The following is a 10,512-nucleotide window of genomic DNA, read 5'->3' on the forward strand; positions in this document are numbered from 1 at the left end:
AATGCCTCCGCTTCTGCCAAGGAACTGCTCTTCTTTCTGAGTTCCTCCATCTGTTTTAGTGTTTCCTCGTTCTTGTCCGATAGCAACATATTGTTGTACTTCATAAAATTATTCTTGAGTTTGAGGCTGTCATTCTTCGCCTCGAGTCGGCGGAGTTCGGTCTTGAATTCCCGCAACTTTTCTACGGTAAAATTCAATCGGCCGATGGAATCAAGCAATTGTTGAACACGATATTTCGAGCTTTCAAGCTCGATTTCGTTAACCTCGTTGAGCGCGGAAAGCCGATCGACGTCGGTTTTCATCATGGTAAGGTCTTTAACTAGCAGTCCCTTTTCCTGTTCCAAAAAGGCCATCTGACTTCTCGATTGCGCATAACTATAATAAAAAGCGATGAGAATACCAATAATAACGGCAACCAGAGCGGTTAGGACTATCTTATAATTGAATTGCTTATCTTGACCGTCCATTTTGGGGAGTGTGGGCTTTAAGAAGATGGTTTAAAGGCGAGCTATTATGCTGATTCATAATTTAACAAAGATACTAAATGATATCAATTCGGTCTTAATGCCCCGGATATGTTTTGGGTGTACTGCACAGTTGCACCGAGGAGAGGAACTTATCTGTACCCTTTGCCGAAACGATATGCCGCTCACCGAGTACAGCTTTAACGATGAAAACCCCGTCGACCGTATATTTTATGGTCGAATTAACATAAAAAAGGCCAGTTCTTTCCTGTTTTTCTCGGAAAATGGCAACGTACAGCGATTGATCCATCATTTAAAATATAAAAATCAAGAGTGCGTAAGCGAATTTTTGGGAGATTGGTATGGACAGCTTTTAAAAGGGAATGGGGAATTGGTAAAAACTGTCGATATGGTTGTTCCGGTACCTTTGCATCCTAAAAAATTGAGGCGTAGAGGCTATAATCAAGTGGCCGGGTTTGCCCAAAAATTGGCCAATCATCTCGAAGCGGAATATGTAGATCACATCCTCATTAAGACGGCGAACACCAAGACCCAGACCAAAAAGGGAAGAATTGGCAGATGGCAAGACGATAAGTCCCTCTATACCTTATCGAATGCCGATTATTTAAAAAGCAAGCATATTCTTTTGGTCGACGATGTGATTACCACGGGCGCCACCATGGAAGCCTGTGCCCAAACCTTGCTACAAGCAACGGGAACAACGATTTATTTGGCAAGTATGGCCGTTGTGCCGAAGTTGTGGAACTGACGAAATTCGCTCTTCGCCGAACGCTTTCCTTGGCGATAGGGTCTAGCGTAAAGCGTTTGGCCGTATCAGAATGTTAAAAATCCCTTTATCGTTTCGACCTGCTACCAAAATAATCGTTTCTTTGTCACCAATGAACTCGTCTTGAGTTGTTGTTTGGAACCGAGGTAAAAGAACAACTCAAGACGAGTTCAATATTCCAGCTAGATGATCCGTCGTTTTGTGGCATTTCTTTTTCTATTTCTTTTAGCGACCGCCCTTTGGCAGTGCGCGCGGCGGGGAAGTCCTAGCGGGGGGCCGAAAGACATTTCCCCACCTCAACTCGTAAAGACCGAGCCCGATAGTATGACCATTAATTTTGAGGCCAAGAGGATACGCCTTTATTTCGATGAATTCATCAAGTTGCAGGACATACAGAACCAACTGATCGTTTCCCCGCCCCTGAAATACCAACCGGAAATCAAACCCCAAGGCGGTGCGAGCAAATATCTTGAACTAAAATTCAAGGATACCTTACGCGAAAACACGACCTATACCATCAATTTTGGCCAAAGCGTACAGGACAATAACGAGGGTAACCCCAGCAGTTTTCTGACCTATGTTTTCTCTACCGGAGACTATATCGATTCGCTGAAAGTATCCGGGGTAATACAGGATGCCTTTAAAAGGAAGGCCGATGCGTTTATAAGTGTGATGCTCTACGAAATAGATACGGCGTATACCGATTCTACTATTTTTCAACGACCGCCGAACTACATCACCAATACTTTGGACAGTACTGTCATTTTTCGTTTACGGAACCTCAAGGAAGGCCAGTATAAACTTTTCGCACTAAAAGACGAGGCCAAGAACAATATATTCGATCAGAACGTCGACAAAATAGGATTCATGGAAGACACCTTGACCCTGCCCACGGATTCTACCTATCTATTGACCCTTTTCAAGGAAGTGCCCAACTACAACATGGCCGTACCCAGCTTAGTATCAAAGAACCGCATTCAATTCGGTTACTTCGGTGATGCTAGGGATATAGCGATTACCCCGCTCACTCCCCTACCGGATACCGTTAGCACCAAAATATTGAAACAACGTGATAAGGACACCCTTAATTATTGGTTCACATCCTTTGAAATGGATTCCATCATGTTTACCGTTACCAACGAGAAGGCCAAGGTAATCGACACTTTTACCGTAAAAAGTCGAAAAGTGGGCCTCGATTCCTTGCAATTGAATGCCAATCAAAATGGTTCGCTCAATTTTAATGACCCATTTTATATAGGGGCAAACACCCCGCTTTCGGTCCTTGACACGACCAAAATAAGTATGATGGACCAAGATTCTTTGGCGGTTTCCTTTAGAACGGGCCTTGATACTTTGGAAAATAAGGTGGATTTCAATTTCAAGATTGAACCCAACCAAAACTATCAACTCGATCTTTTGCCCGGGGCGATTACCGATTTCTTTGGGGAGACCAACGATACTATAGTTTACAACCTATCGACCCCAAGCTACGCCGACCTCGGCAATCTGAGGTTCAATATCGAAGCAGATAGTTCGGCATATCCCTTAATTGTAGAATTGATAGACGAACAGGGCATATTAAAACGTGAAATCTTCGCCCCCGAACCAAAAGCTATTGAATTTAACAACATAGAACCGGCCAAGTATTTCATTCGTGTGATTTTCGATACAAATGCCAACCAAAAATGGGATACCGGCGACTATCTTAAAAAGCGACAGCCCGAAAAGGTCAGCTATTACCCGGACACCGTCGAGGTGCGGGCGAATTGGGAATTGGAGGAAACTTTTAGGATACGGGATTGAGGTCGGTAGTCAATTCAAAATGATCCCTATCCTCCAAAAATTTTAATTTCTCCCTTGTAGCCGTGATATGTTCTTTGGATAAGGTAGCGTAAACAATTTCTTCCTTTTCGGAAAAAGCGATCTGCTCGCCCAAAACGTCATACACTGCGGAATGCCCGATATATTGATGTCCTACCTCATCACTTCCTACACGGTTCACGCCGATACAATACGCCATGTTTTCAATGGCCCTTGCTTTTAACAAGGTATCCCAAGCGGTGATTCGGGGTTTCGGCCAGTTGGCGACATAGATAAGCATATCGTAATCTTCGGTGTTTCTCGACCATACGGGAAAGCGTAGATCGTAACAGACCATGGGGCATATCTTGAAACCCCTAAAATTCACGATCAGCTTTTCGGTGCCCGCCCTGTAGACCTTGTCCTCGCCTGCCAAGGTAAAGGTGTGGCGTTTGTCGTATTGCGCGATCTTTCCGCTGGGTTCGACGAAAAAGAGGCGGTTCGTGTAGCTGCCGTTTTCAAAAAAAGGAAGGCTTCCTACTATCGCAGTATTGGTTTCCAGAGCTTTTTGCTGCATCCAATCCACGGTTTTCGGGCCTTCTTCCCGAGCAATATGTTCGGGGTTCATCGTAAAACCGGTATTGAACATTTCGGGAAGTATGATAAGGTCGGTATCCGAAGAAACATCCCGTAAAACCTTGGAAAAATGGGTTCTGTTAGCTTCCGGGTTCTCCCAGGCCAATGGCGATTGTATCAGGGCTGTTTTTAAGGATGCTTTCATATCGTTTTCAAAATTGGGGAAAGGGTAGCTTCGGTCTACCGGTAAAATCAAATTCCGATTTCAATTGTTCTGGCATCGACCGAGGTTATGGTTTTTCCAACAACCCAATTAGACCAGGATCCCCCTGAATTTTCGCATGGTCCAAGGCCGTATTGCCGCGATTGTCCTTAATTGTGGTATCGGCACCTTTTTCTAACAACAGTTTGGCGATATCCGGGCGGTTGAAGTTTACCGCGTAGATCAAACAGGTCGCCCCCATCCCATTCTGTGCATTTACATCCGCGCCCTTTTTTATCAACTTTTCGGCACTATCGGTATATCCCTTAAAGCAAACGCCCATCAAGGCCGTATTGCCCGAGGCATCCTTGGCATCGATCTTAGCCCCGTGCTGCAACAACAGGTCGGTGATTTCGGGTTCGTCGTAATAGGTGGCCATGATTAGCGGGGTCGAACCGCGTTGATCTTTACTGTCGAGCAGCACCGGGTTCTTGGCCAACATGGCCTTGACTTCCTTAAGGTTGCCGTTTCGTATTTCGTCGAAAAAAACTTCGTTCATAGCTCGTTGTTCGGTATTTATGGTTTATTGTATGGAGGTGATCAAAAGTACCGGATAAAAAAGCAAAGGGCTGGGGGGATTATTGGGTTACTATTTTATTTTGAGCTTGTGTTCGCATTTGTATTTCATCCGATATCCGAAAGTATAAAAAAACAGCTTGGGTCAGACGCTTTAAATAAGATTTTTAATGCTATCACAATTAAAACTTAGGAAGGTTTCTAAATTTTATATCTTCAACGTTAATCCCGTACATAACTTTATATGGCCGAAAACAACAAAGAACAGCAACGACTCGACGAACACTACTCCAAAAAGAAAGATTGGCTCAAATGGGGACCTTACCTGAGCGAACGCCAATGGGGAACCGTGCGAGAAGATTATAGCGCGAACGGCGATGCCTGGAGCTATTTTCCGCACGATCATGCCCGCAGTCGCACATATCGCTGGGGCGAGGATGGCCTGGCGGGCATCTCGGACCGCTACTGTAACATCTGTTTTGCGGTCGCCCTTTGGAACGGAAAAGATTCGATTTTAAAAGAACGGCTTTATGGCCTGACGGGTCCTCAGGGCAACCACGGCGAAGATGTGAAGGAATTGTACTATTATCTGGAAAATACCCCTTCCCACAGTTATATGAAACAGCTGTACAAATATCCGCAAGACGAATTTCCGTATACACAACTATCCGAGGAAAACCAAAAACGGGGAAAAAACGACCTTGAATACGAAATTTTGGACACCGGTATCTTCGACAACAACGCGTATTTCGATGTCTATACCGAATATGCCAAGGCGGAAGGAGAGGACATCCTCATAAAAATATCCATTAGCAATCGAGGGCCGAATGCCGCACCCGTCACCTTACTTCCCACCCTTTGGATACGTAATTTCTGGAGCTTTACCGGGATGCCCGAAAAACCTATTATCAAAAAGCATGGCAAAAAAGAATCCCCCCATGTTTCGGTCGACCACACCTATGTCGGCAAGTATAACCTGTATTTCGATACCCCGAACAAACTTCTTTTTACCCAGAACGAGACAAATATGGAGCGGGTCTTTAACGGCACTAACGACCATCCCTTTAAAAAAGACCTTTTCAATGAGGCCGTAATTAGTGGCGACTATTCGCTTGCCGAAAAAAACACCGAAGGTACCAAGTTTGCACCGTTGTACGAACTGAACATTGAAGCGGGAGAAACCAAGACTATCCGGTTACGGTTTACACCAGAGACCTTGGCTTCCCCCTTTGGCAAAAGTTTCGATGCCGTTTTTTCGGAAAGAATAAAGGAATCCCGATCGTTCTTAGAGGCGCTGACCGTAAATTCATCCGAAGAACAAAGGGAAATCCAAAAACAGGCCTTTGCCGGATTACTATGGACGAAGCAATACTATAACTACGATGTGGAACAATGGCTGAAAGGGGATTCGGACACCACGCCGCCCCAAGAACGTCTTCACGGCCGGAACAGCAACTGGAAAACCCTGCGCAACCACGACATACTTTCCATGCCCGACGCATGGGAGTACCCTTGGTTCGCGGCTTGGGACAGCGCCTTTCACTGCGTCACCTTCTCGATGGTCGACCACGGGTTCGCCAAAAAACAACTGCTGCTGTTCACAAAGGAATGGTATATGGCCGCCAACGGACAAATCCCTGCCTATGAATGGAACTTCAGCGACGTGAACCCCCCGGTACAGGCCTGGGCGGCCATTCAGATCTATCAGATGGAACAGCGCAAAACAGGCCAGGGCGACATCAAATTCCTGAAGCGTATGTTCAACAAACTGGCCCTGAACTTCACCTGGTGGGTCAACCGTGAGGACCAACTCAATAACAACGTATTCGAAGGCGGGTTTTTGGGCCTCGACAACATTGGGGTCTTCGACCGTAGCAACGGCGTACCCGGCGATGGCATCCTTGAGCAGGTCGACGGCACTTCTTGGATGGCGCTCTACTGCCTCAACATGCTCGAAATAGCCTTGGAAATCTCCATGCACGACGACACTTTTGAGGATATGTGCCTTAAATATTTCGGTCATTTTGTGTTTATCGCCGAGGCCCTGAATAAAATTAGTGAGGACTCGTCGAGTTCTTGGGACGAACAAGAGGGATTTTTCTACGACAAGCTGATCCTGCCCGATGGCCAATCGCTGCCCATCAAGGTACGCTCCATATCGGGACTGCTGTCAATGACGGCCGTGCTGAACATCAGAAAAGAACATCTGGACAAACTGCCCCGTTTTAAATCAAGTATGGAATGGTACCGAAAGTACCGCATGGATACCCATAAATACCAGGTCATCGAAGAATATGGCCCCGATAAGGACGTGCTTTTGTCGTTGGTGCCGCTCGAACGCTTGAAAATATTGATCCAAAGTCTATTGGACAAAACGGAATTTTTGGGCGACCATGGCATTCGTTCGTTATCCAAAGCGCATGAGAACCCGTACAATATCGAAATCGACGGAGCCACCTATTGTATCCAATACGAACCTTCCGAATCCACCACCGACATGTTCGGGGGAAACTCGAACTGGCGCGGCCCCATCTGGATGCCCATGAACTACCTGTTCATCAGCACGCTCAAGGAATATCACAACTATTTTGAGAACGATTTGAAATTCCCCTATCCCTCGGGTAGCGACAACCATTTGAACCTCAAGGAAATCGCTTTTGAGATCAGCAAACGGTTTATCCGTATTTTTAAGAAGGATGAACATGGAAACCGCCCGGTCAATGCGCTACACCAAGAGAAATATACCGATGAGCATTTTAAGGAACTTATCTTGTTCTACGAGTATTTCGATGGTGACAATGGCCGGGGTGTAGGTGCCGCCCACCAAACCGGATGGACCGCATTGGTGGCGAATTTGATCGAGGAGATCAATCGGTGAGCGCCGACCGGAATCGTGCGAATCGGCACCAAATACACAGAAAAAGCGACAAGGTATGAAGTTCCAATAATTTCCCTGACCGAATTGGATTACATTGCGACAACTTTCTAAGGCACTGAATAATCTGCGCCTTTCAAGCCTCCCCCGACAGTATCCCAAAAATTGGTTATATGTCTTTCGCATTGGAAAAACTCGTAAATAAATCCCACGTCGAGACCTCCTTTAGAACCTTGGGCGAAATGCCGGTGGATAATCTCAAGGGCGTTTCCGAAAAGGATGCGGACCTTTTGAAGCAGGCCTTCGGAATAGCGGCCATCTCAGATCTTGGATCGAACCCGTTCTTTCTTGCCGCACAAAGCATCTATCGGGCAAGTCTCCAAAATGAATATGATCCGGGTCCGCCGCCCTTCTGGGGCCAAAAATTTTCAAGCCTATCCGAAGATTATTATTTAAACCATCCATCAGATCGGTTTCGAACCTCATTTGGAGGGGTTCTGTACCGGGGAAGATTGGACGATACAGCCAGAGTATTGGTCATTGGCCAAGATCCCTCGACGGATGAGGCCATTACCAGAAGGGCATTTGTCGGATCGGCGGGGCAGCGGCTTCAGAAGTTTCTCAATAAAGTGGGCATTACCCGTTCCTATACCATAATAAATACCTTTGCCTATAGCATCAAAGGTCAGTTCGACACCGAAATGAGAGGTATTTCCCTAGAAGTCCCACTAAAAAAATTTAGGGATGACCTCATCAACACTATCCTAGAGAGAAATCCCATTCAGGCCATCCTAAGCTTCGGGGCCGGTGCCAAACATGCCGTGGAACATTGGGAAAACAATACTGATATTAAAGTATTCCACCTAGTCCATCCCACGGCACCCGAGAGCACGACACATCCCAACTGGAACGGTCAGCTGGCTGATATAGCCGATTTTCTGGAACCGGACGATGCCACTATAGTAGATCTCACCCCCTATTCCGGTAAATGGGACAAGGCGTTACACCTGACCGATATCCCAAGATACGACCTGCCCTACGGCATCCCCTCTTGGCACGGTACCAATGGCACCAACAGTCGGAGAGACCCGGCCGATAGGATAAAAAACATCATCTGGGAATCCGTATAAACTCCCTATAAAGTATGCCCAACAATACCATACATGCCCATTTCGGACTAAAATATGCCCTGGAAGGCAGAATCGTAACCATGGACAAAACGTCCACCGTTATCGACAGGGGCCTGGTATTCGTGGAAAACGGGATTATCACGGCCTTACGGCTCAAAAGCGAGGGCTATCCAGAGGGATTTGCGAAATCGGATGTCATCAAATCGGGCGGCACCCTCTATCCGGGAATGATAGAGCTGCACAATCACCTCCCCTATAACATATTGCCGTATTGGGTAGCGGACAAGCAATACCGCAACAGGGGGCAATGGGCCGGTATCAAGGGCTACCGGATCAATGTTACCGGACCCATGCAAACGCTAGGGAAATCGCCCGGTTTTCCCGAGGCCATCGTTCGGTATGTGGAATGCAAATCGATGATCGGGGGCGTAACCACCTCTCAGGGACTGACCTTGGCCAATTCTAACCTATCCAAAAAAGTATTCCACGGACTCATTAGAAATGTGGAGGAAACCAATGAGGAGATACTGCCGGAAGCCCTGACCAGAATCGCGGACGTAAAACCTGGAGGCGCCCAAGCATTTTTGGCCTCGTTATCGGATAGCAAGGCCAGACTACTGCATCTATCGGAAGGCGTCGATGAAAAAGCGAGGGCTTTCTTTACCAATTTACAGATCAACGACACCGACTGGGCCATCACCAACAAACTGAACGGCATACATTGCACGGCCTTACAACCGAAAGATTACAAGGTGCTTGGTGACCGGCAAGGCTCCATGACCTGGTCGCCCATGAGCAATCTGATTCTCTACGGTGGCACTTCGGATGTCAAGGCGGCCAAGGAAAGCAAAGTGCTTATCGCCTTGGGTTCCGATTGGTCCCCGAGCGGTAGCAAAAATTTGTTGGAAGAACTAAAAGTAGCCTATCTGGTGAGCAAAAACCATGAAGCCGGACCTATATTTACCGATGAGGAATTGGTTCGAATGGTAACCGCCAATCCCGCCAAGATCTTGGGCTGGGAAAATGCCCTAGGATCTCTGGAAGTCGGAATGAAGGCCGATATGCTCATTGTCAGTGGCTATCATGGCGATCCCTATAAAAAATTGATAGGCGCTACCGAGAAACATCTTTTAGGCGTATTCATAAACGGTGTTCCGAGATGTGCCCAAAAGCGGGTCCTGAACAATTTCGACTTCGAAACCTCGGATATTGAAAAGTTCAAGATCGAAAACGCTACGCGCTATATCTATTTAAAGGAATCCGACCCTGAAAATATTTTGAACGGTATCTCCCTAAAAGCCGCCCAAGACAAAATTGCGGCAGGATTGCAGAACCTGGACCAATTGGCGGACCAATTGGAAAATGCCAATGCCGATCCCCTATTGTCGTCATTCGACAATCCCCTGCATATCGAATGGATCCTGGTGCCGGACATGCACGTCGACGCCGATGGCCATGTGTTGGAGGACGGACATTTGGAATGGGGCGCGGGCATTCCGTTCAGTGAACTGGCCGAACCTTTACCGCTGGATAAATTGACCGTTATCGAAGACAATGAGCATTTCCGGAGAATGTCGTACCATCCGCTGCCCGATTACGTACGCAAAGGCCTTCCGGGGTTCTACGGGAGACCGTCGCTTTCCCTGTCCAACAGCGATTATGTATTGGAGGGTCTAAAATCCGTCGCGCTAGAGGAACCCATCGCTTTGGCTACCTTCCTTAAATCGTCCAGCAATCTTTCCTTTACCGAAAAACTGTGCATTTTGCAGCAGGCCAAGATCGTTCTCGGCGAAGTATACGTTCACCAGGTACTGAAACAATCGATGTACGCGGTAAATCCGCTACATCGCATCGACCTGATGATCCGGGACATCGGCTACGCCGCAAGAACCGATCCGGGCGGTGAGGCGGACGACCATCAATTCCATAACGAACTGTTGGAGATTTTCAGTTCGCTTCGCGACCTGCATACCAAGTATATCTTGCCGCACCCCTTCCGGAACCGGTTCGCATTTCTGCCCTTTTTGATCGAGGAATACTATCCCACACAGGAGGATACGGACCCCAAATACATCATCACGGCCTATTTTGAGCCTATATTG

At 47.0% G+C, this 10,512-nt stretch carries 7 protein-coding genes and 1 pseudogene; 5 read left to right on the forward strand and 3 right to left on the reverse strand.

Annotated elements, in window-relative coordinates; translation table 11 throughout:
• A pseudogene (locus tag ACEW8S_RS05500) lies at positions 1–467 on the reverse strand (hypothetical protein); the annotation flags it as partial.
• Positions 468–564: 97 nt separating this feature from the next.
• Between ACEW8S_RS05500 and ACEW8S_RS05505 the strand changes: the two are divergent.
• Both ACEW8S_RS05505 and ACEW8S_RS05510 read left to right on the forward strand, forming a co-directional pair.
• A complete protein-coding gene (locus tag ACEW8S_RS05505) occupies positions 565–1,233 on the forward strand; it encodes a ComF family protein (protein WP_373517179.1) in 669 nt (222 codons plus the stop codon).
• 204 nt (positions 1,234–1,437) lie between these two features.
• Positions 1,438–3,054: an Ig-like domain-containing protein gene (locus ACEW8S_RS05510; RefSeq protein WP_373517180.1), complete on the forward strand. Its 1,617-nt coding sequence runs from the start codon at positions 1,438–1,440 to the stop codon at positions 3,052–3,054.
• On the opposite strand, the gene ACEW8S_RS05515 is transcribed toward ACEW8S_RS05510, so the two are convergent.
• Together ACEW8S_RS05515 and ACEW8S_RS05520 are read right to left on the reverse strand one after the other, a co-directional pair.
• The gene (locus ACEW8S_RS05515; protein WP_373517181.1) at positions 3,038–3,832 is read right to left on the reverse strand and encodes an amidohydrolase; all 795 of its coding nucleotides are present in this window, start codon (positions 3,830–3,832) and stop codon (positions 3,038–3,040) included. The genes ACEW8S_RS05510 and ACEW8S_RS05515 overlap by 17 nt on opposite strands.
• 85 nt (positions 3,833–3,917) lie before the next feature.
• Positions 3,918–4,388 (reverse strand): ankyrin repeat domain-containing protein, encoded by a 471-nt coding sequence (locus ACEW8S_RS05520; protein ID WP_373517182.1) that lies wholly within the window; start codon positions 4,386–4,388, stop codon positions 3,918–3,920.
• Between the two features lie 261 nt (positions 4,389–4,649).
• On the opposite strand from ACEW8S_RS05520, the gene ACEW8S_RS05525 reads away from it, so the two are divergent.
• The 3 genes from ACEW8S_RS05525 to ACEW8S_RS05535 form a co-directional block, all read left to right on the forward strand.
• Complete coding sequence (locus ACEW8S_RS05525; protein ID WP_373517183.1) at positions 4,650–7,283, forward strand: glucosidase; 2,634 nt, start codon at positions 4,650–4,652, stop codon at positions 7,281–7,283.
• 170 nt (positions 7,284–7,453) lie between these two features.
• The gene (locus ACEW8S_RS05530; protein ID WP_373517184.1) at positions 7,454–8,410 is read left to right on the forward strand and encodes a uracil-DNA glycosylase family protein; all 957 of its coding nucleotides are present in this window, start codon (positions 7,454–7,456) and stop codon (positions 8,408–8,410) included.
• Between the two features lie 14 nt (positions 8,411–8,424).
• The coding region (locus ACEW8S_RS05535; protein ID WP_373517185.1) for an amidohydrolase family protein at positions 8,425–10,512 on the forward strand (2,088 nt) is incomplete at its 3' end.

Origin of the sequence: Pricia sp. (assembly GCF_041745955.1) — a bacterium.
Lineage (GTDB): Bacteria > Bacteroidota > Bacteroidia > Flavobacteriales > Flavobacteriaceae > Pricia.

Excerpts from the sequence above, each read along its gene's own strand:
- ACEW8S_RS05510 (WP_373517180.1), top strand. The coding sequence starts at position 1,438 with ATGATCCGTCGTTTTGTGGCATTTCTTTTTCTATTTCTTTTAGCGACC.
- ACEW8S_RS05515 (WP_373517181.1), bottom strand. The coding sequence starts at position 3,832 with ATGAAAGCATCCTTAAAAACAGCCCTGATACAATCGCCATTGGCCTGG.
- ACEW8S_RS05525 (WP_373517183.1), top strand. The coding sequence starts at position 4,650 with ATGGCCGAAAACAACAAAGAACAGCAACGACTCGACGAACACTACTCC.
- ACEW8S_RS05530 (WP_373517184.1), top strand. The coding sequence starts at position 7,454 with ATGTCTTTCGCATTGGAAAAACTCGTAAATAAATCCCACGTCGAGACC.
- ACEW8S_RS05520 (WP_373517182.1), bottom strand. The coding sequence starts at position 4,388 with ATGAACGAAGTTTTTTTCGACGAAATACGAAACGGCAACCTTAAGGAA.
- ACEW8S_RS05505 (WP_373517179.1), top strand. The coding sequence starts at position 565 with ATGCCCCGGATATGTTTTGGGTGTACTGCACAGTTGCACCGAGGAGAG.